General features: G+C 60.8%; 19 protein-coding genes. 12 read left to right on the forward strand and 7 right to left on the reverse strand.

Annotated elements, in window-relative coordinates:
• Window positions 1-16: 16 nt before the first annotated feature.
• Both KJA79_RS00640 and KJA79_RS00645 read left to right on the forward strand, forming a co-directional pair.
• Window positions 17-937, forward strand: a complete 921-nt coding sequence (locus KJA79_RS00640; RefSeq protein ID WP_213040078.1) for a Rossmann-fold NAD(P)-binding domain-containing protein — start codon at window positions 17-19, stop codon at window positions 935-937.
• 164 nt (window positions 938-1101) lie between these two features.
• Window positions 1102-1689 (forward strand): helix-turn-helix domain-containing protein, encoded by a 588-nt coding sequence (locus KJA79_RS00645; protein WP_213040079.1) that lies wholly within the window; start codon window positions 1102-1104, stop codon window positions 1687-1689.
• A gap of 81 nt (window positions 1690-1770) precedes the next feature.
• Here the strand turns inward: KJA79_RS00645 and KJA79_RS00650 are convergent, their stop codons facing one another.
• Window positions 1771-3258 (reverse strand): CPBP family intramembrane glutamic endopeptidase, encoded by a 1488-nt coding sequence (locus KJA79_RS00650; protein WP_213040081.1) that lies wholly within the window; start codon window positions 3256-3258, stop codon window positions 1771-1773.
• A 208-nt stretch (window positions 3259-3466) separates the two neighbouring features.
• On the opposite strand from KJA79_RS00650, the gene KJA79_RS00655 reads away from it, so the two are divergent.
• The 3 genes from KJA79_RS00655 to KJA79_RS00665 are packed head-to-tail and all read left to right on the forward strand — an operon-like array spanning window position 3467 to window position 6488.
• Window positions 3467-4684, forward strand: a complete 1218-nt coding sequence (locus KJA79_RS00655; protein ID WP_213040082.1) for a pyridoxal-phosphate-dependent aminotransferase family protein — start codon at window positions 3467-3469, stop codon at window positions 4682-4684.
• Entirely contained in the window at window positions 4681-5283 is a 603-nt protein-coding gene (locus KJA79_RS00660) for a Tll0287-like domain-containing protein (RefSeq protein WP_213040083.1), read from the forward strand. Before KJA79_RS00655 ends, KJA79_RS00660 begins: the two co-directional genes overlap by 4 nt.
• A complete protein-coding gene (locus tag KJA79_RS00665; protein ID WP_213040084.1) occupies window positions 5280-6488 on the forward strand; it encodes a metal-dependent hydrolase family protein in 1209 nt (402 codons plus the stop codon). The genes KJA79_RS00660 and KJA79_RS00665 overlap by 4 nt, the downstream gene beginning before the upstream one ends.
• A 70-nt stretch (window positions 6489-6558) precedes the next feature.
• Here the strand turns inward: KJA79_RS00665 and KJA79_RS00670 are convergent, their stop codons facing one another.
• On the reverse strand, window positions 6559-7197 hold the full coding sequence (locus tag KJA79_RS00670; RefSeq protein WP_213040085.1) for a DnaJ domain-containing protein: 639 nt from the start codon (window positions 7195-7197) through the stop codon (window positions 6559-6561).
• Window positions 7198-7264: 67 nt separating this feature from the next.
• On the opposite strand from KJA79_RS00670, the gene KJA79_RS00675 reads away from it, so the two are divergent.
• The 5 genes from KJA79_RS00675 to KJA79_RS00695 all read left to right on the forward strand — a co-directional run bounded on the left by KJA79_RS00675 (window position 7265) and on the right by KJA79_RS00695 (window position 11568).
• The gene (locus KJA79_RS00675) at window positions 7265-8584 is read left to right on the forward strand and encodes an MFS transporter (protein WP_246507315.1); all 1320 of its coding nucleotides are present in this window, start codon (window positions 7265-7267) and stop codon (window positions 8582-8584) included.
• A 49-nt stretch (window positions 8585-8633) separates the two neighbouring features.
• A complete protein-coding gene (gene pxpB / locus KJA79_RS00680) occupies window positions 8634-9320 on the forward strand; it encodes a 5-oxoprolinase subunit PxpB (RefSeq protein ID WP_213040086.1) in 687 nt (228 codons plus the stop codon).
• Window positions 9321-9505: 185 nt separating this feature from the next.
• The gene (locus KJA79_RS00685) at window positions 9506-10282 is read left to right on the forward strand and encodes a LamB/YcsF family protein (RefSeq protein WP_213040087.1); all 777 of its coding nucleotides are present in this window, start codon (window positions 9506-9508) and stop codon (window positions 10280-10282) included.
• On the forward strand, window positions 10272-11237 hold the full coding sequence (locus tag KJA79_RS00690) for a 5-oxoprolinase subunit C family protein (RefSeq protein WP_213040088.1): 966 nt from the start codon (window positions 10272-10274) through the stop codon (window positions 11235-11237). The genes KJA79_RS00685 and KJA79_RS00690 overlap by 11 nt, the downstream gene beginning before the upstream one ends.
• Before the next feature lie 130 nt (window positions 11238-11367).
• On the forward strand, window positions 11368-11568 hold the full coding sequence (locus KJA79_RS00695; RefSeq protein ID WP_213040089.1) for a hypothetical protein: 201 nt from the start codon (window positions 11368-11370) through the stop codon (window positions 11566-11568).
• A 92-nt stretch (window positions 11569-11660) separates the two neighbouring features.
• On the opposite strand, the gene KJA79_RS00700 is transcribed toward KJA79_RS00695, so the two are convergent.
• Both KJA79_RS00700 and KJA79_RS00705 read right to left on the reverse strand, forming a co-directional pair.
• Window positions 11661-14339: a CBS domain-containing protein gene (locus tag KJA79_RS00700; RefSeq protein WP_213040090.1), complete on the reverse strand. Its 2679-nt coding sequence runs from the start codon at window positions 14337-14339 to the stop codon at window positions 11661-11663.
• A gap of 243 nt (window positions 14340-14582) precedes the next feature.
• Window positions 14583-14912 (reverse strand): hypothetical protein, encoded by a 330-nt coding sequence (locus KJA79_RS00705; RefSeq protein WP_213040091.1) that lies wholly within the window; start codon window positions 14910-14912, stop codon window positions 14583-14585.
• A gap of 344 nt (window positions 14913-15256) precedes the next feature.
• Here KJA79_RS00705 and KJA79_RS00710 point away from each other — a divergent pair, with 344 nt between their 5' ends.
• Window positions 15257-15664 (forward strand): hypothetical protein, encoded by a 408-nt coding sequence (locus tag KJA79_RS00710; RefSeq protein ID WP_213040092.1) that lies wholly within the window; start codon window positions 15257-15259, stop codon window positions 15662-15664.
• A 105-nt stretch (window positions 15665-15769) separates the two neighbouring features.
• Here KJA79_RS00710 and KJA79_RS00715 read toward each other — a convergent pair whose 3' ends face one another.
• Genes KJA79_RS00715 through KJA79_RS00725 form a run of 3 tightly spaced genes read right to left on the reverse strand, consistent with a single transcriptional unit; the run spans window position 15770 to window position 18871 of the window.
• On the reverse strand, window positions 15770-16528 hold the full coding sequence (locus KJA79_RS00715; protein ID WP_246507316.1) for a DUF3047 domain-containing protein: 759 nt from the start codon (window positions 16526-16528) through the stop codon (window positions 15770-15772).
• The gene (locus KJA79_RS00720; protein ID WP_246507317.1) at window positions 16513-18102 is read right to left on the reverse strand and encodes a mercuric reductase; all 1590 of its coding nucleotides are present in this window, start codon (window positions 18100-18102) and stop codon (window positions 16513-16515) included. The genes KJA79_RS00715 and KJA79_RS00720 overlap by 16 nt, the downstream gene beginning before the upstream one ends.
• 43 nt (window positions 18103-18145) lie before the next feature.
• Complete coding sequence (locus tag KJA79_RS00725; RefSeq protein ID WP_213040093.1) at window positions 18146-18871, reverse strand: TVP38/TMEM64 family protein; 726 nt, start codon at window positions 18869-18871, stop codon at window positions 18146-18148.
• A gap of 511 nt (window positions 18872-19382) precedes the next feature.
• Here KJA79_RS00725 and KJA79_RS00730 point away from each other — a divergent pair.
• Window positions 19383-19532, forward strand: a complete 150-nt coding sequence (locus KJA79_RS00730; RefSeq protein WP_213040094.1) for a hypothetical protein — start codon at window positions 19383-19385, stop codon at window positions 19530-19532.
• Window positions 19533-19695 lie beyond the last annotated feature (163 nt).

A 19695-nucleotide genomic window follows, 5' to 3' on the forward strand; every position in this document is an offset into this window, starting at 1 on the left:
GGGCGGGGATTTTAGCATGCAGTTTGGCCAGGAGACCAGAACCGGCAGACATAGGAAACGGCCACAGGAAACCGGCCGGCGGTTCGAGTATGATGGGGCGATGACCGCCATGCCCCCTCTTGCGATTCTGGGATTCGGCTATACAGGCCGGTGTATTTTTCGGCTGGCTCGCACACCAGCGCGTCGCATACTCGCGAGCAGTCGCCGGCCCGAGAGTCACCTGACCGACATCCCTCCACCCGATCGCCTTCGATTTGATCTGACGGACCAGAGTAGCTGGCACGCCCTGCCCTGTGACGCAGACCTCATCTGGACGTTTCCCGCCACTCCACTGGACCAGGTTCAGGCCTTCGCCCGACACCATTGCCACGCGGGGCGGAAACTGGTGGTGCTCGGGAGCACCTCGGCCTACGACCGAAATGACCATCCTCCCGTGGAGCTACCTCCATGGATTGATGAAACCAGTCCCGTCAATGGCGACCTGCCCCGCGTCCAAGGGGAAGAATATCTTCGCACGCACCATGGAGCCGTCATTCTGCGCGTCGCAGGGATCTACGGTCCGCATCGCAATCCGGTGGAGTGGATCAGGCGGGGGCGGGTCGGCCCGACGAACAAATTCGTCAACCTCATTCACGTGGAAGACTTAGCCCAACTCTGCCTGCAGGCTCTGGCGTATGGCCAGCCAGGAGCATCCTATAACATCAGTGACGGCCATCCGCGGCGCTGGACCGAGATTTGCCATGAAGTGTCCTCTCGATGGGGCGTGGTCAGTCCACGCCAGGCCTATGCGGACGAGTCAGGGAAACGGATTCTCAACCATAGGGCGCTCACACAACTCCGGTACAGACTCCGCTATCCTGATTTTTATCAGGCCCTCCGGTCGATCGAAGATCCTCCTGCCCTGGCCCCTGCACAGGACCAGCATCCGGCTGACTGAGCCGGGGCACTCCCGTGGAAATACCGGCAATAGCCGCTGCCGGATGGGACCAATGGCGTGGGCCACGGCCACCTGAAAACCTTGTACCCCCTGCGTGAAACGTGTACACTCCCCCACTCATTCGGGACGCGGGATCACGCCAGGGCAGGACCGCGAGGAGAGACATGACTCGAACAGTCCGCCCTAAGGGTGCACCGAAACCAGAGGTACACGTCGGGGACATCGTTCGACGGTTGCGAAAATCCCGCCACCTTTCCGTGCGAATGCTCGCCGATAAGTGCGGGTTTTCCCCCAGCTTCATCTCTCAAGTTGAACTCCGTCAGGCCTCACCGTCCATTGCCTCCACCGAGCGGATCGCCTCCGCGCTCGGCGTGACCCTGGGGGAATTCTTTCGCACGGCAGACCCAATCCTGCCGGCCATTATTCGCTCCGGCGCCCGCCCCGTCGTCCAGAGCCAATGGTCTCGCGCACGAATTGAAACCCTCGGGCCCTTCAACAAAGACAGCCGGTTCGAGCCCATGGTCATTACCATCCAGCCGGGCGGCGCGAGCGGACATAAACCCTACGCCCGGGAAGCCGAACAATTGGCCATGGTGCTCCAGGGCTCTCTCGAACTAACTCTGGAGGAAGACGTCCATATCCTCAAGCGGGGGGATGCCGTCGGAATCCCTGCAGGCAGCCGCCATTGTTGGCGGAACGCAAGCCGGAAGCCGGCGCAGATGCTGCTCGTGACCGCCCACCGGTCCATCTAGACCACAGCATTGATCCTTTCGCCTCGACCAGCCATCGGATGGTTCCAGGATGACCCTATGGGACAGGGACAAGGCGTCGCATCAGGATCGCAGCAACGCCATGACGCTCACACACACAAGTAGGTTGTTGAGGGCATGTCCGAGCACCCCGGGCCAGAGGCTGCCGGTCCGCTCATAGGCCCAGGCCCAGATCAGACCGCTCCAAAAGACGCTGAGAAACCCGATGAGTCCGTACCCATGGGCTAGAGCAAACAAGGCTGCGCTCAGCATGGCCGCAGTCCCCCACTGAAACCGTCGACGGAACACACCAAACAACAGCCCCCGAAACGCCAACTCCTCGAAAACCGGTGCAAAACAGACATACTCCAAGAGGCTGACCAGCAAGGTCGGCGAGGATCCCCAGACAAGGTCCGCATCGAACCATTCCGTCCAATGACTGACCAGCTTGAGCGGCTCCGCAATCCGGCCCAGTACCCACTCACCCACCAGTCCTGCTGCCACGACCGCCAGAACCGCAAGCCCGAGTTGCCCAAGGTGACGCGGCTGAATACTGAGGCCGAACCCCCGCCAAAATGTCTGTCGTTGGGGTCTGAGCAAGTGATAGTAGGCCAGCGCCAACAACGGCAGGTTCGACAGCGGCACGGCCACGACGCGTAACGAGGGCAGATCACTTGCGACAAATAAAAAGGCCACGGTCAGGAGCGCACCAACGGCGCCACCGCGGAGCAGCACGCCGGCACCGAGACGACCGGCCCATAAGGGCGGCAGTTCAGCCGAGCCCACGCGAAACATCGTGGGCCCCTTCCCCCGCCGAACCCAGACCATCAGCACCACCAATCCTGTGCACATGAGCACCAACTCAAGCCAGGCAAAGGCCCGCGATCGCCAGACCAACGCCTCAATCCGTTGCTGCGAAGAGGTATCGATCGTCACGAGCAGGGGACGGTCTCCTGCCCGCTCGGCGATGCGGGTGGCGAGCCGGGCATAGAACCAACCGGTAACCGGCTGTTCCGCCAGGTAGGCTTGTAAATTCAATGCGACCGGCGGCGACACGTTGGCATCCACATAGGCGGCCTGCAGCAACCGGGCAAACGACGGGTATGGCTCACCCTGCCGACTCCATCGCACGATGTGCTGCTTGATCTCCGGCAGTTGCCCGGACTCCCCTTGCAAAATCGCCAAGTGCAGATCGACGAACGGATCGGACGATTCTTCCGCCAGCTCCCGGTACCAGTCAATGGCCTGGTCGCGATCGTTCGCGTCGCTCCCCATCGTGAGGTCGTACAGTACCTGTTCCCACACCGGCAGCGTCTTCAGTCCCTCCTCCTGATCCATCAGGCGGCCGACCATATGACTGAGGGCCCGTTCGGCATCAGGAACACGCTCGATCCGCGGCACATCGAACGAGAGCCATGCCACCACAACAATCGAGGCGGATAGCACCAGGGCAGACAACAAGGTGACCGCCCGTGAGAAACCGGGATTGTAGGCATGCGGCGGAGGAGGGGCCCCGACGCAGGGTCCCGGGGAAGTCACAGGCTGCGCAGCCAGGTCAGTCGACGGATCCACGTCCACGAAGTCCTCCCGAAAAGAAAGAAGCGCCGGAGTATAGCACCGGCCTTGGAGAGGTGAAACAGGCAGCGCGCCGTCCCCCCCCAGCCCCGGCATAATCTCATGGCTGAATCCCCTCCGGTTTCGTTATACTAAGACGCGTACGATCACAGGCCTGTAGTCGGGCAGCGCAATTTTTCCTGACGAGACACGATCAACTCCGACGATGAGCCTGCCTCCACAGGATCACGAGTTTCTCCCGCCCTATCGCCTGCTCCTAGGTCCCGGGCCGAGCATGGTTCATCCCAGGGTCTTGCACGCCCTCTCTCAGCCGCTCGTCGGCCACCTCGATCCGCTGTTTCTCGACCTGATGAACGATATTCAGGCCCTCCTCCGCGCCACATTTCAGACCAACAATGAGTTCACCATCGCCTTGTCCGGCACCGGATCGGCGGGGATGGAAGCCGTGATCGCCAACCTCATTGAACCGGGAGACCGAGCCCTCGTCGGTGTGAACGGGGTCTTCGGGACGCGACTGGCCACGATGATTGAGCGACAGGGCGGGGTACCGTTGCGCATCGACGCGTCATGGGGAGACATCATTCCGGCGGAAGCCGTGCGCGAGCAGCTCGCCCGTTCCGCTCCGGTCAAAGCCGTCGTACTGGTCCATGCTGAGACATCCACCGGCGCCAGGCAACCGCTCGAAGACGTCGGCGCCCTCTGCCGCGCACACGGAGCCCTCCTGATCGTCGATGCGGTGACCTCCCTTGGCGGGATTCCGGTCGAGGTAGACGCCTGGGGCATCGACGCCTGCTACAGTGGCACCCAGAAATGTCTGAGTTGCCCGCCCGGTCTGGCTCCGCTCACGATGAGTCCGCGAGCCATGGAGGCGATTCGGCAGCGACAGACTCCCTGCCACAGCTGGTACCTTGACCTAGCCCTGATCGCCGATTATTGGAATGACCGGAGTCGAGCCTATCACCATACCGCCCCCATCTCGATGCTCTATGCCCTTCGAGAGGCGTTACGTCTGGTGCAGGCCGAAGGACGCGAGGCCCGGTTCGCACGCCACCGGCTCAACAGCGAGGCACTGCTGGCAGGACTTGAAACCTTAGGATTGACGCCCCTGCCTGCCACTGAGCATCGACTCCCGATGCTCAATTGTGTCACCCTGCCGGATCGAATCAACGACGCCGCGGTGAGGACCCGGCTCCTCGAAGACTATGGTATTGAGATCGGAGGCGGATTGGGACCGCTGCGCGGGAGGGTCTGGCGCATTGGGCTCATGGGCGAATCCAGCCGGGAGGCTCATGTCTTGACGCTGCTGGGGGCCTTGGAAGAGATCTTTGCGCACCACGGATGGCCCGCCCAGCCCGGCCGCGCGGTGCACGCGGCGGTCGACATCTATACCGGTTCACAGCCGACGACGAGGAGGAGTACATGAGTCGAAACGGATTCTGGATTGTAGCGGCGGGCGTGGCCGGGTTCGTCGCGGCCGTGACCTACTGGGTCATCGCCTTGGCCGTCGCCGAATCGCGAAAGGCGGATATGGTGGCTCCGGAGCGTGTCACCGGTTTCATTCACGCCGTGATTGATGCGAATCGTGCCAACTACACACAAAACGTCGTCGATAAGTTGCATACGCAAGGCGTGGTCGAGGCGCTCGAACATTGGAAGGAGGAAAAGGGCCTGCCGTTGCCCGCCCAATTCCTCCTCGAATCAGGACGGCTTGTGGCACAAAAGGATATGAAACTCAGCTTCCGCCTGGCGAGTCTCACCCCGATCTACGTGTGGAACGGACCGAACAGCGAGTTCGAACGGCGCGGCTTGGAAGTCGTCATGAAGTCACCGGAAAAACCCTTTACCGGTTTCTACCAACAGGCCGGCGTCCGATATTTTCAAGGGATCTACGCCGACCGGGCGGTGTCCGAAAGTTGCGTCTCCTGTCATAACGGGCACGCGAACAGCCCCCGGCGGGACTATAAACTGAACGACATCATGGGCGGCGTCATCGTCACAATCCCGATCAGCGAGGCGCCATGACTATTGCGATCCGGCAGATCCGAATTCTCGACGGGCTCGGAGGGCGGCTCGAACAGGGCACCCTCGTCATCGATGGGACCCGCATCGTGGGAGCCGGCCCAGACCGGAGCATCCGCATCCCCAAGGGAGCGCAACGCATCGACGGCCGTGGTCTCACCGTCCTCCCGGGGCTCATCGATTGCCATGTCCACTTCTGCCTGGGCGCAGAAGCCGATGTGGTCGCGGCGGTCGAAGGAGAATCCTCCTCTGTCACGCTGCTCAAGGCCGCCGAGCTGGCCCGCCGCACGCTCCAGGCCGGCTTTACGACCGTGCGCGATGTGGGATTCCGTGACCATGCCGTCTTTGCACTAAAGCACGCCATCACAACGGGCCTGACGCCTGGGCCACGTATTGTGGCCGCCGGGCTGGCCATCTGTATGCCGGGCGGACATGCACGCTTCATCGGGCGCGAAGCGGACGGAGTTGCCGCGGTTCGAGCGGCCGTGCAGGATCAACTCGATGCCGGGGCGGAAGTCATCAAGGTCATTGCCTCCGGTGGGGTTTTGACCCCCGGCACCTCCCCCGATGATGCCCAGATGACCGTGGAAGAACTGCAAGCCGCCGTGGAGGTCGCCGCCGCAAGCGGGCGACATGTGGCCGCCCATGCCCACGGGGCGACCGGGATGAAAAATGCGCTGCGGGCCGGCGTGCACTCGATCGAACATGCCACCCTAATGGACGACGAAGCCGCCGGGATGATGAGGCGGCAGGGCGTCTATATGGTGCCGACCCTGTCCGCACTCGCAACCACGGCCGCCTGTCCGAGCGGTTGCGGCATTCCTGACAGCGCTCGCTCCAAGGCGAAAAATATGGTGAAACAACACGAGAAGAGCTTCCGCGCGGCCGTGCGGCGCGGAGTCCCGATCGCGCTCGGCACCGATGCCGGCACGCCGTTCAACTATCACGGGGACAACGCACAGGAACTGGAGCGCATGGTAACCCTCGGTATGACGCCGATGGACGCGATCATGACCAGCACCTCCGCCGCCGCACGACTGCTGCGCATGTCCGAGGAAATCGGCACCATCGAAGTGGGAAAGCAGGCGGATCTCCTGTTCGTGGACGGGAATCCACTACGACGAATCGACCTCCTGCAGAGACCCGAACGGATCGCCGGTGTGATGCAAGGCGGGCGCTTCGTGGCAGGGCCACTCTCAAGAATGTGACCGACGGCACATCCGAGGCTATCCCCGATGAACGCCGGATGGCTTCGGCTGCCGCGTCTCAACCTCGACGCTATCTGCGTTCGTAGAGCAACTCCAAAGCGGCGGCGAAACCGTTGATCCGGCCTTTTCGAAACGCGTCGTCCAAGCGACTCCGGAGCGCCCGAATCCCGCCCTCATCGCCCCGCGCGACCACCGATTGCGACACCATCATTTGCACCGCCACTTCGAGCAGACGCTGTTTGCGCTCATCCATGTCCGGCGTCACGAATTCCTCGATGACTTCCGCTCCGCGCGCCGCAACGATCGGCTCCTTGAACGTGTCATAGCCTTGGTGGGCGACGGTGCGCTCACGGATGACGGCGAGCTCCGATTTGATCCGTGGCACCATTTTCATCAGGACGGCGAATACTTCCTTCCGCCCCTCGTCAAACAACTTCTTCTCCATCTCCTCAAGAATCTGGGAGGGATCGGCGGTCTCGGCCCTGGGCTCCTCGCCCCAGTGCAAGCGATCGTAGGTGCGCCGACGCTCCGGATCGCCGAGCACTTCGTAGGCGGAATTGATCTCCCGAATCTTCTCGTCGGCCTTGCTGTTGTGAGGATTCCGATCGGGATGGTGCTCGAAGACGAGCTTTCGATAGGCTTTCTTGAGGTCATCATCGGAGATGTCGCGCGACACACCGAGGACACGGTAATAGTCGATTCGACGCATAATACCGGCGACTATACCACGGGGCTCCGGCAGCTTCACCTTGACAACTCGACACCCTGCCCGTAGCGTGGCGGCAATTCTGTATCGGAACCAAGGAGAACTCTGCGTGGGGTGGACGAACGGCGTCACGCGATACCAATGGGTGGTCCTGTTCGTCGCCTGGTTGGGCTGGGTCTTCGACGCGATGGACGCCACGATTTACGCGATCGTGCTCCATCCCGCCCTCCAGGAATTGCTCCACACCGGAGCCGCCAACGGCGAGGTCACCGCCGAACGCATCGGATGGTACGGCGGCCTGGTCTTTTCCATTTTCCTGATCGGCTGGGCCATCGGCGGCATCGGCTTCGGCCTCGCAGCCGACTATTTCGGCCGCACCAAGACCCTGATTGCGACCATCCTGATGTACGCGATCTTCACGGGGCTGGCCGCCTTCGCGCAGGAATGGTGGCATCTGGCGATTGCCCGCTTTCTCACGGCCCTCGGCGTCGGCGGAGAATGGGCGGCAGGAGCGGCGATCGTGGCCGAGACTTGGCCTGAGGAGAAACGCGCCAGAGCCGCCGGCATCTTACAGTCGGCCTGGGCCTTCGGCTTTTTCCTTGCCGCCGGGTGTAATCTCCTGCTGAAAGATTCCGAGTGGCGGGTGCTGTTCCTGGTCGGCATCCTACCGGCGTGTGTGGCGCTGCTGGTCCGTCGATGGGTCAAAGAACCAGAACGCTGGGTGCAGGCGCATGAACTGGAGGGACGCTCAGCTCGCGCGACGCTTCTGCACCTGGGTGAATTGTTCGAGCCGGCGCTGCGCCGCGACACCCTGGTGGGCTCCACCTTGGCTTTCGTGGCCGTCTTCGGCGTATGGGGCGCGACCAATTGGGCGCCCACCCTCATCCGTGCCCTGCCCGATCTGCAGGGTCAGGACCCCGCCGTCCTCAGTGAAAAAGTGAGCTACGCCATCATGGCGCTGAACGTAGGTGCCCTGTTCGGGTATCTGGGGTTCGGGCCGTTGGCGGAACGATTCGGACGTCTTCCCGTCTTCGGCTTGATGTGTCTCGGTAGTCTCATTCTGCTACCGGCCACCTATGTTGTGCCCCACAGCTATGCGGAGGTACTGGTCTTGTTGCCGGTGCTCGGATTTTTCAACAACGGCATCTTCAGTGGGTTTCCGATCTACCTCCCTGAGCTCTATCCCACACGCCTTCGAGCCACAGGGTCTGGATTCTGTTTTAACGCGGGCCGTGTACTCGCGTCGGCGGCACCGTTTCTCACGGGCTGGCTCGTCACCGTGTTTGGTTCGTTCAACAGTGCCGCGAGCGCCATTGCATTGATCTACCTGTTGGGTTTGGCCATACTTCCATTCGCAACCGAAACGAATGGGAGACCGCTACCGGAGTGATCGCCACCGGTCACCGTCACCCTCCGCCGCGAGGCCTTACGTGCGCAGAATGCCACGAATCTTTCCAACGAGTGAATGTGCCCTCACCATCAAGTTCGGCGACGGCATCACCCTTCGAACACACGAACTAGTACTCGCCTATTCCGCGGCAATCGACCAGGCAGCTCTTCCCGGGGTGGTAGAAGTCGTCCCCACCTATCGATCCGCGACGGTCTATTTTGATCCGTTGCAGACCGATGAGACCACACTCACCAGACAGATCCAGCCCCTCATCAGCAACAAGATTCATACGCCCTCCCGCCCCGCCACCACACACATCATCCCCGTGTGGTACGGTGGCGCCGCGGGGCCGGACCTGCTCAACATCGCACAACAGGCTGACCTGACGCCTGTCGAAGCCAGCAGGCTCCATGCCTCTGTCACCTACCGCGTGTACATGTTGGGATTTAGTCCGGGGTTTCCTTATCTAGGCACCGTACCGACGCGCATCGCCACACCCCGCCACCCGACACCGCGCCAGCAGGTTGCCGCCGGTTCCGTCGGCATTGCAGGAACTCAAACCGGTATTTACCCGCAGACCAGCCCAGGTGGCTGGCGCATTATCGGGCGGACACCGGTTCGTCTGTTCAGTCTCACCAGAGCCAAGCCGTTTTTGCTGGAACCCGGTGATTTGGTACGGTTTGTCCCGATCGACGAAGACGAGTTTTCCAGGCTCTCTAGCCCGGATTATTCATGACGGTTCGTCGCGAAATCGCCAAGCCGCGTCGTGAGACCGGCGTGCGGAGCCGTGAGGGCCCGAGGCGTACTCGTGCAGGACGTCGAGGGGCTGAGAGGCAAGCCCGTCGGCCGCGGGCTTGTCGGCACAGCGGGTCGGCGAGTGCAGCAGAAGTGTTCATGAATAGTGCGGGTTAGGGACCGGACATGACACAGAGACGCCGCATCGATTTGAATTGTGATCTCGGCGAAGCCGTGACAACCGACCAACTCGAGGTGGAAGCGCGCCTCATGACTTTGGTCACTTCGGTCAATATCGCCTGCGGTGTGCATGCCGGCGACGTGACGCTCATGCGCCACACCGTTCGCATGGCCCTCCGTCACCGGTTGGCCGTCGGCGCTCACCCCGGGCTCCCGGATCGGGAGTCCCAAGGCCGGCGTGAGCAAACATTGTCCCCTTCATTCGTGGAGGAACTGATTCACTCACAGGTCGGCGGCCTCATGAGCATCAGCCAGGCGGAGGGAGCACGCCTGTCGCATGTGAAACCGCACGGGGCCCTGTATAACATGGCGGCACGGGACCGCGTGATTGCGGATGCCATCTCCACGGCGCTTGCGCGACTCGACCATCGATTGATCCTCATCGGACTGGCCGGATCCGCGTTGATCGCCGCGGGCTCGGCGCAGGGGCTCAGAGTCGCTGCCGAAGGGTTTGCCGATCGGGGCTATCAAGCCGACGGCAGTTTGGTTCCACGCGGACAACAGGGCGCCATCATTCACGATGAAGCGACGGTGGTGGCCCGCGCACGGTCACTCGTCACGGCGGACCGTATTGCCGCCATTGATGGCTCCATGCTGCACTGTCATATTCATACCCTCTGCCTGCACGGAGATACGCCCGATGCGGTCCCGCTGGCCCAGGCGTTGCGGGTCATGTTCGACGAAGCCGGGATCTCCGTTACACGCGTAGACCATGTCGCCTAACCCATCGATCATCCATGTGCTGCGCCCCGGACTCTTCACGACGATTCAAGATCTCGGGCGCTACGGTTATCAGCGGTTCGGCGTATCGGTGAGCGGTGCCATGGACCCCTGGGCCCTAACGGTCGGCAATCGCCTGCTCGGCAATCCCGACCGCGCCGCCGGGCTGGAACTCACACTGCAAGGCCCTGAGCTGCTCTTCGAGCAGCGGCTGTCCATCGCCATCACCGGGGCAGACCTGTCACCGACATGCGGCGGCCAGTCCCTTCCCATGTGGACCGTGGCGACCATGCCGGCCGGCAGCCGATTGCGGTTCGGAACGCGCCGACAAGGTACCCGCGCCTATTTGGCAGTCGCAGGCGGTATCATCGCGCCACTCCTGCTCGGGAGCCGTTCGACACATGTGCGGAGTGGACTGGGCGGATTGGCAGGACGCCCACTGAAGAAGTCAGACCAACTTGTGGTGGGATCTCCCCCAAGCACGAACAGGTGCTGGGAGGGTCGCGCGCTCGCGCAGTCGTCTCGGCCTCAGTATCTCGCTTCTCCGATCCTGCGCGTGATCCCAGGGTCACAAGTCGACCACTCTGCCGAGGAAGCGCTGCACGTCCTGGCGACAAGCCCTTATCGCGTCACCTCGGAATCTGATCGTATGGGGTATCGTTTGGAAGGAGCGGAATTACCGCATTGTGGCCCAGCCGATATCATCTCGGAGGCCGTCAGCGCCGGCAGCATCCAAGTGCCCTCGAACCACCAACCGATTCTCTTGATGGCCGACTGTCAACCGACCGGTGGGTATACGAAACTGGCGACGCTGATTCGTGCCGATCGCCATCTCGCCGCCCAGCTGGGGCCGGGAGATAGCCTCTCGTTTAGGGTCATCACCATGAAAGAGGCATCCAAGCTATTTCGGTCGTCGCATGCAGAACTTGACCGGCTGTTGCCGCCACAGAATCCTTGAATCGTCCGCACCAACCCTATGCCTGCTGCACGACGGCGCCTATTCATGGCTGTGCTCCCCGCCAAACGAGAGGGGCCTGCCGGGCCAACCACTTCTTGACTTTGCCCTGAAGCGATCTATTATTATTCGTATGGACACCACACTGACTCCTCGACAGATTACCCACGATGAGAAAAAGGCGGCTGAGGCCGCTTTCGCTGGTCGCCCATTTAATCCGAAATGGTCGGACGCGGCTCGCATCGTTTATGACGGCCTTCTCGCCGCGATGGGGAAAGACGCTCGAGCCGTCGATACCGACGACGAATTCGAGCCGGTTGAGCCATTGGCCTAACCTCCATCAGTCGTGTCGTCGGCTCCAAGGCACCTCGTTCTTGCCTCCGCCGCACGCGGTGGTGCGGTCGGCACCGAGCGGTCTTTTCCCCATCAGGGACCACCCGAGGTTTTCGATCGTCCCCGTCCTTGGTCGACACACTCCTTCACCAGCGCCCGTTCCTCCGCCTCGCTCTTCACCTCGCCATCTAACCGCGCCTCGGTTAAACGCGCCAGAATCGTGCGGTACAGGGGGCCTGGTTTCAGGCCCAAGGCGTTGAGTTCCTTCCCCGTGAGCGCGGGCTTCACGTTACGATAGGTCGTGAGAAACAGGGACAGCTGCCGCTTTGCCGAGTCCGTCAGACTCTGGGCCAGCAGGAACACCAGGCACTCCTCTGACAATCCCGTCAACACCCGAACCGTTTCCGATGGTTTCGGCGGCGCGCGGCGACTCAGCGTCCGACAAGCCGGTTGCGTGAGGAACCGGGCTTCGTTGAGTGCAGTGCGCTCGGCATCGGCAAACGGAAATCGCTTCAGCATGTCGTGAACCGCCTGGTCCGGCATGGCTTCAGCCAGTGCCATGGCATAGACCAGCCATCCACTGATAGGCCGGTCAAGGCAGGAGAGCTTATACCAATCCAGCGCCGCCTCCACCTCGATGAGTCGACGATCCAGCCGATTCGACCAGGTGAGTTTCGGGTGGATGAATCGCAATAGGTCGAGTTCGGACAAACGTCGAACGGCATGCCGAGGCGTCCGCTCCGAAAACAGCAGGCGCAATTCATCCAACAAACGCTGCCCGGACAGCCGGTGAAACAATTCCATCTTCACTGCGCCCTTGATCAGCGCCAACGTTTCTTTGCTCAATTGAAAATTGAACCGCAGTTCAAATCGTATCGCGCGAAACACCCGCGTCGGATCCTCCACGAAACTCAGACTATGGAGCACCCGGATCAGGCGTTCCTTCAGATCACGTTGCCCGCCGTAAAAATCGATGAGTTGACCGAACTGTCGCGGCCGGAGCGCCACGGCCAAGGTGTTGATCGTGAAATCCCGCCGATAGAGATCCTTCTTCATCGAACTCTGCTCAACCGTCGGCAACGCAGTCGGGTACTCGTAATATTCGGTGCGAGCAGTCGCCACATCCAGCTTGAAGCCATCAGGCAGGTGCACCACCGCTGTGCCGAACCGCTCATGCGCCTTGAGTTTTCCTCCATTCTCCTTCGCCAGTGCGCGCGCAAACGCGATCCCATCGCCCTCCACCACGAGGTCGACATCCAGATTGTCGATCCCGAGCAACAGGTCACGGACAAATCCGCCGACGACATACACCGACACGCCCAGGCGCTCTCCTAACTCGCCAGACATCCGTAATAGATCGTGCACCGCATCAGGCAAACGATCACGCAACAGCCCCTTGAGGTCCCGCCGCCGCACACCCCCCGTCGACTCCAATCCCATCAATGACTTCGGCTTCCCGCGCCCACCCGCAAGAACATCGTCATGAAGGCTGCGCAGCAGATCAGTTCTGGTGATGACCCCGACCGTTTTGCCCTCGGACAACACCGGCACAAATCGTTGGTTCAGCTCGATCATCTTGGTTTCAATGTCGTGGAACGGCGTCTCAGGCTGCGCAGTATATTGCCCGCTGCTGGCCCAATCCCCCACGCAGTGGGCTTCAAGGTGATGGAACAGCGCCTTCTGAATGGTTTCCCGCGCAATCGTGCCGAGATACTGCCCTTTCCGATCGACCACAGGAAGCACGTTGACTCCATAGGTCGTCATGGCCCGTTCGGCCTCCGCGATGGTGGCCTCCTCGGCAATTGATTTGACCGGCGTCGTCATGACATCCCGCGCCAACAACGTGGGGCGATACCGCTGCGTCAGCAGCTCTGTCAGATGCTGCTGCACTTCCACTAAGGTTCGGCCTTTGACGCTGGCGGCCGCGGCGACCGCATGGCCGCCACCCCCGAATTCGCGCGCAATCCAGGCCACATCGATTTCCGGTCTCCGGCTTCTCCCGATGACCTCCACCTTCTCCTGCAGCGCAATCGCGACGATCACCGCGTCGAGGCCTTGCAGCTCCGCAAGCCGCTGAACCGCTTCAGCCAGATCGCCCGTATACCGATCATAGGCACTGGACGCGACCAGAATTTTCCGACCTTCCAGGTAATAAATCTCGCCTGATTGCAGAAGATCATTCAGCAGCGCGATCAGGTCCGGATCCAGGGGATGTTGCAACGTCTCCGCCACCACACGTAAATCGGCCCCCGCCCGCAAGACAAAGGCCGCCGCCTCCACATCCCGCGGAGTGGTTGACGGATAGACGAACGAACCGGTTTCCTCGTATAAACCCAACGCCAGCACCGTCGCCTCATCGGTGGTGAGGGGAATCTGCCTGCGCTGCAATTGCTCGATCAGCAGGGTGGTGGTGGCCCCGACGGACTCGACATGACGCTGGCTGACCGACGGCCACAGCGGCTGCTTGGCAGTCTCCTCGACTCCATGATGGTCGAAGAGATGGACATCCACGTCGCCGCGAGAACTCAGCACGTGTAATGGGCCCAGCCGATCCGGCTCCTGCACATCCACCAGCACCAAGCGCCGGACTCGTTCCAGCGCGACGTCCTTCAAGCGGGCCATCTCCCAATTATGCGTAGCCAGAAAATTCCGGACTGACTCCTGCGCGCCCCCCGGAAGCACCAGCACGGCCCCGGGATAGAGTTTCCTGGCTGCCACCATTGAGGCAAAGCCGTCAAAATCAGCATTGACATGAGTCGTGATCAGATCCATGTCGGCATTCTAGCAGGATCAGCCGAATCGATTTAGAAATGTCAGGGATTTCTGCGAGGGCCAACTGAAGGGGGGATCAAGTACTGGCATCACAACAGGAGCCGTCAAAACAGCCGTGCCGTCCACAACAGGTGTCGCGGACGGCACGAAACCACTCGACGAGAAGTATGAGCGCGGAGTTCGATAGACCGGTCGGGCGCCCCCGTGCGCACACTGACTGAAAGCCGGCACGCAGACGGAAGGTTATCGCTGCTGGCGGTCGTGCTTCTGGCGGGCAATATGGCGCGACGTGCGATCTTGGGCATGTCTGATCCGAGCGCGTTCTTTCTTCGTGACCACGCCGTCGCTCTTGGCCTTGTCCTCCAGGTTGTTGATGTGGTCCTGTCGATTGTTCAAGCGAGTGGCCTCACGTTCATTCAACTGGCCGCTCGCAATCCCTTGATCAATACGCCGCTCCTGGTTGGCCTGTCGCTGATCAATCCTGGGCGTCTCTGCCTGCGCGAACACCACTGATGCGGACAACATTGCGGAGAACATCGACAACATCGCAGCACTCCAAATGACCTGCTTCATACATCCTCCCTTGGTTAACGCTCCTGCCTGTCAGCCATTCCAACGTACAAGGGGGCCGCCGCGTTGACAACGAGATTCCATTTTCTACAGCGGTCTGAGCACTCAGCGGCAATAGCGGTTTCGAACACCACCAACATCCTCACGGCCCCCCGCGGATCGTCGGCTGAGCAGTATTGAACAGGGGCGCGCGATTGGCCTTCCACCTTGTACGCCATGCGCACACAACAGGACAGAACCGCTACAAATCAGACGGATTCAGCACAGAGAAGGCAGACGTGGTGGGCACATGGTTTGCTGACTACAATTCCGATTTGCCATGAGACCCATCGCTAAGGAGGAACGAGATGAAGAACAACACCCAGCTGGCCATCGCCACCCTCGCAGTTGCGACCCTCGCAACCGTCAGCTTCCTCGTCACTCCCGCATCTGCGAAGGACAAGGCTGAGAAACACGCGAAGCACGCAACCACCACATCGGCAGTCGCCGCAGCCGCCCTTTTGGGATCTGTGCCGGAGCAGGCTCCCGCGCCGAAACCAGGCCACTCCGACTCAACACCGGGAGTCGCATGGAAAACGATCGGCGGGACCGTCAAAGCTATCCAGGGGGAAACCTATACCGTGGAAGACTACGAAGGGATCCAGATAAAACTTCGTGTCGGAAAGAGCACCAAACACCTCCGAGGCGACAAAAAGGTCGGTGACACCATTCGGGCTGAAATCACGCAGGGCGGCTTCGCAAACTCCATTCAATAACCCACAGACGCTGCGCCCCCCTCAGCTCGCCGGTGTCCTGGTACGGCCGTCCCCTACAGGTCGGCCGCACCGCAGTTCATCGCGCACAATTATTCACCAGTCCACTTACTTCGTTGCCGACACGAATACGATATCGCCGTAGTAGGCGACGGCGCGCTCCAGAGTATTGTCCGTGTCGGTCATAATCGCCACGCCGTTGATCGCCGGAGGCTCTTCCCCGAACGCCTGCTTGTAGTCCTCATACACATTGCGCTCTTCTTCAACCCACGAACCGACATGGCGGGGACCACTCTGCACCACGATCATCTTGGCGAACCCAGTATACGCATTGTCCACCATGGTGCCCATCGGGCTCTTCCCGTCCCAAATGTAGTTGAGCGCCGCAATGGGAATCTCGCCGAACAGTGCCTGCCCAGCCTTGTACCTCAACTTTTTGCCAACACTGACCTTGTCCGGCTCATACGCAAACGTAATATAGAGCCGCGCCGGGTAATCATCGCCCTCTTTGCGACGCACATCGCCGCGTTCCAACAGATTCTCGACCTTCCAGCGCCAACGGACAATCGGAAACTCACGCGGGCTGATCGTCACGGCCCTGGTCAGCCCTGAAGCGGAGGCGTCGCTCACCGCCTTCACCACCGACGTTGCCCCATCCTTCACAACCTCGTAATGCGTGTGTTGGGCGATCTTCTTGAACGTGAGCGGACTCCACCCCTCCGGCAGGCGATTCCCTTCGGTGGCGAGCGAAAATCCCCCCACCACCAGCCTCGTTGGTTCTTGCGCCACCCCATCAGACGCCGAGCTCAACAACAGGCTCACGAGTAGAGCAGCCTGCGTCGACGACCGGCTCATCGCCGCACCCATGCAAAGAGTCGGGTCAAGAATGCCTTGGTCCGAGGGGTAAAATGCGCCTTGCGCCAGAGATTCACGGTCTTCTTGATGATCTCCGCCCGGGTGGGATAGGGATGAATCGTGGCCGCAATGGTCTTGGCACCGACCCTCGCGTTCATGGCAACCGACACCTCACTAATCAGATCTCCGGCATGAGCCGACACAATCGTCGCGCCGAGAATCCTGTCCGTCCCTTTCTGGATATGAAGACGGGCAAACCCTTCCTCCTCACCATCCAGAATGGCTCGATCGATCTCATTGAAGTGATAGGTATAGGTTTCGACCTCCATGCCCGTCTTCTTGGCGTCGGCTTCGTACAGACCAACGTGGGCAACCTCCGGCGTAGTGTACGTACACCAGGGCATGGTCAGTGAATCCGTCCTCGCATAACCCAATCCAAGGGGATGCGGGAACAAGGCATTTTGAATGAGGATCTGTGCCATGGCATCCGCTGCATGGGTAAATTTGTATCGTGAACACACGTCGCCGGCGGCGTAGATCCGCGGATTCGTGGATTGAAGGCGCTCGTTGACCCTGACGCCCGTCGTGTCGAATTCTACCCCGACAGTCTCCAGCCCTAATCCCTGCACATTCGGCGAGCGGCCTGTCCCTACCACAATTTCATCCACGATCACCTCATGGCGCTGACCATGGGACTCGACGAGCAGGCGCTTCCCCTCGGGGGTGCGTTCGACCCTTACATCCTTTCCACAACAGAAGAGCGTGACGCCATCCTTGGCCATCACCCGCTGAACAATCTCCGCCGCATCCCGATCTTCATTCGGCATGATGCCGTGCATCGCCTCGAACAACGAGACGCGACTGCCGAATCGCGCGAATGCCTGCGCCAATTCACAGCCGATCGGTCCCGCGCCGATGACAGCAATCCGGGGAGGGAGCTTCGTCAGCGAAAATACGGTCTCATTCGTAAGATACCCGGCATCTTCCAACCCAGGAACTGGAGGGGCAGACGCCCTTGCGCCCGTGCAGACTGCCGCGTTGACAAAAGACAAGGTCCGGTTCCCTGCCGGTCCTTCCACTTCAGCCTTGTCCTGCCCGGTAAACCGCCCTTGACCGATGTAGACATCCACGCCCAATGAGGTGTATCGCTCTGCGGAGTCGAGGCGGCTGATCCTGGCACGTACTTGCCTCATCCTAGCCATGGCTTCGCCAAAGTCGTACGACGCCCCGGATCCCATCTGTGCGCCGAAGCCCGACGCATTGCGCAGTTGGGCCCACACATTGGCGGCACGAATAACCGCCTTGGACGGGACACAACCGACATTCAAACAATCGCCCCCCATCAGATGGCGTTCAACGAGGGCAACCTTCGCGCCTAATCCCGCCGCAACGACCGCGGTGATCAAGCCTGCCGTACCGGCTCCGATGACCACAATGTTGTATCGCCCCGCCGGTTCTGGATTCACCCAATTGGACGGATGAATGTTCTCCACCAGCGTGCGGTTGTATTCGTCATCCGGCAACACCAAAGGCTGCGCCGGTGCTGCCATCGACGACGAGCCGACTCTTGCATCACGCGACATCATCGATACCTTTCTCCCCGTCTCCCCGAGAGCATCTCATGAACACTCATACTGCCGACGTCGACCTGCCGGCGAATTTCTTGTACAGAATAGGAACCAGCGCCAGGAGGCCCAGCAGCATAAAGGCCATCAACACATTCGGCGAGACGATTTCCTTGAGCGAATTGATCGTCCCTAGCTGACGCCCGGCATAGGCGAACACAAAACTGCCTGGAATGATCCCCAGGGACGTGGCGACCACATATGTCATGATGGAGACTCGAGTTAGGCCCGATACTAAATTGACCAAAAAGAATGGAAACAAGGGAATCAGACGCAGGGTCATCAAATAGCTGAACGCATTTTTGGCAAACCCCTCCTGAATGGCACCCAACCGGCTCCCGAATTTCCGCTCCACCCAGTCTCGCAGCAGGTACCGCGCCACCAGAAAAGCCACGGTCGCTCCCATGGTCGCTCCGACATTGACATACAGGGTCCCCAACACGCTGCCGAACAAAAATCCTCCGGCCAGGGTCATGATCGCCCCGCCTGGCAACGACAGTCCGACTACGAGGCAATAGGCGACAACAAACAGGGCCACAGCCGTCGAGTAGTGTGAGTCGGTGAAGACCAGCAGGTCATCGCGGTTGGCTTTCAGCCCATCCAACGAAAGGTACCGCCCAAGATCAAAATAAAAAAATGCCGTGACGGCCAGCCCGACTGACAGTCCCAGCATCAGTTTGCCGGTGTTGGAACGTTTCGGCTGCAAGGATCTATCCGCAGAAGACGTCATCGTGCTGCTGTGCTCCTTGGCGGTATCATCGTGTCTCTCCACGCATGTGTCAATTGTGACCTCGCCTCATTGCATACCGTACCCTCAACCACAAACGCCTGCTGTCATCCAGCCTACAGACGCGGCGCCCTCTCAATGACGGGATGAATGGATGCGCCCGCCGTCGCAACCCAGTTCCAAATCGGTCGCTGACCTGCTCGCCGCACCGCTCAAGTACGGGATGTCGCCATCCGAAAGATCTCTTGAAGCCAGGGGGCGAGAGGAGGTAATGTCATGGTCGTCACACTGATTGAACTTCTGGACCCTGCTATGCCGACGACACATTCGGTTTCGCAGCAGACCCGTACCTCGCACCCCAGCCACGAGACCACCTCACATGTGTGGATGCGCCCCTGCCCGCACTGCAGTTCACGCCTGAGAAAAAAGTCGCCCGAAGAATCATGGCGTTGCAGTTGCGGTTGGCGCACGGAGTGATGGTGGTACAATTGCATCATAGCAGGGGGGTGACGTCATGGGACCGCTCTCGATGCATGATATGAAAGGTGGATTTTTCCTCATCGCAAGCTTCGTGCTCCTGGCGACGATTTGTGCCATCGCCGCGCTGGGGACGTTGATGCGCCCGCAACGCTGGTGTGAACGAGAGACCAGGCTCCACGCCTGAACCTTCTTCTTCCTCGTGCCGCCACACTCCCTGGCCGACCACAGCCAGGTGCGCCGCTCCGCCTCGACTGCCCACGCCGCTTCTACCCATAATGATCAAACATTCCAGGCACTTCTGCTGAAAAGCTCCATTGCAATCGCGGGCGTCTTTTGTCACCGGCCAT

The sequence above is a fragment of the Nitrospira defluvii genome, assembly GCF_905220995.1.
Lineage (GTDB): Bacteria > Nitrospirota > Nitrospiria > Nitrospirales > Nitrospiraceae > Nitrospira_A > Nitrospira_A defluvii_C.

Excerpts from the sequence above, each read along its gene's own strand:
- KJA79_RS00715 (WP_246507316.1), bottom strand. The coding sequence starts at position 16,528 with ATGGGTGCGGCGATGAGCCGGTCGTCGACGCAGGCTGCTCTACTCGTG.
- KJA79_RS00710 (WP_213040092.1), top strand. The coding sequence starts at position 15,257 with ATGAAGAACAACACCCAGCTGGCCATCGCCACCCTCGCAGTTGCGACC.
- KJA79_RS00665 (WP_213040084.1), top strand. The coding sequence starts at position 5,280 with ATGACTATTGCGATCCGGCAGATCCGAATTCTCGACGGGCTCGGAGGG.
- KJA79_RS00700 (WP_213040090.1), bottom strand. The coding sequence starts at position 14,339 with ATGGATCTGATCACGACTCATGTCAATGCTGATTTTGACGGCTTTGCC.
- KJA79_RS00660 (WP_213040083.1), top strand. The coding sequence starts at position 4,681 with ATGAGTCGAAACGGATTCTGGATTGTAGCGGCGGGCGTGGCCGGGTTC.
- KJA79_RS00695 (WP_213040089.1), top strand. The coding sequence starts at position 11,368 with ATGGACACCACACTGACTCCTCGACAGATTACCCACGATGAGAAAAAG.
- KJA79_RS00725 (WP_213040093.1), bottom strand. The coding sequence starts at position 18,871 with ATGACGTCTTCTGCGGATAGATCCTTGCAGCCGAAACGTTCCAACACC.
- KJA79_RS00640 (WP_213040078.1), top strand. The coding sequence starts at position 17 with ATGCAGTTTGGCCAGGAGACCAGAACCGGCAGACATAGGAAACGGCCA.
- KJA79_RS00685 (WP_213040087.1), top strand. The coding sequence starts at position 9,506 with ATGACACAGAGACGCCGCATCGATTTGAATTGTGATCTCGGCGAAGCC.
- KJA79_RS00690 (WP_213040088.1), top strand. The coding sequence starts at position 10,272 with ATGTCGCCTAACCCATCGATCATCCATGTGCTGCGCCCCGGACTCTTC.
- KJA79_RS00655 (WP_213040082.1), top strand. The coding sequence starts at position 3,467 with ATGAGCCTGCCTCCACAGGATCACGAGTTTCTCCCGCCCTATCGCCTG.
- KJA79_RS00645 (WP_213040079.1), top strand. The coding sequence starts at position 1,102 with ATGACTCGAACAGTCCGCCCTAAGGGTGCACCGAAACCAGAGGTACAC.
- KJA79_RS00705 (WP_213040091.1), bottom strand. The coding sequence starts at position 14,912 with ATGAAGCAGGTCATTTGGAGTGCTGCGATGTTGTCGATGTTCTCCGCA.
- KJA79_RS00730 (WP_213040094.1), top strand. The coding sequence starts at position 19,383 with ATGGGACCGCTCTCGATGCATGATATGAAAGGTGGATTTTTCCTCATC.
- KJA79_RS00670 (WP_213040085.1), bottom strand. The coding sequence starts at position 7,197 with ATGCGTCGAATCGACTATTACCGTGTCCTCGGTGTGTCGCGCGACATC.
- KJA79_RS00720 (WP_246507317.1), bottom strand. The coding sequence starts at position 18,102 with ATGATGTCGCGTGATGCAAGAGTCGGCTCGTCGTCGATGGCAGCACCG.
- pxpB (WP_213040086.1), top strand. The coding sequence starts at position 8,634 with ATGCCACGAATCTTTCCAACGAGTGAATGTGCCCTCACCATCAAGTTC.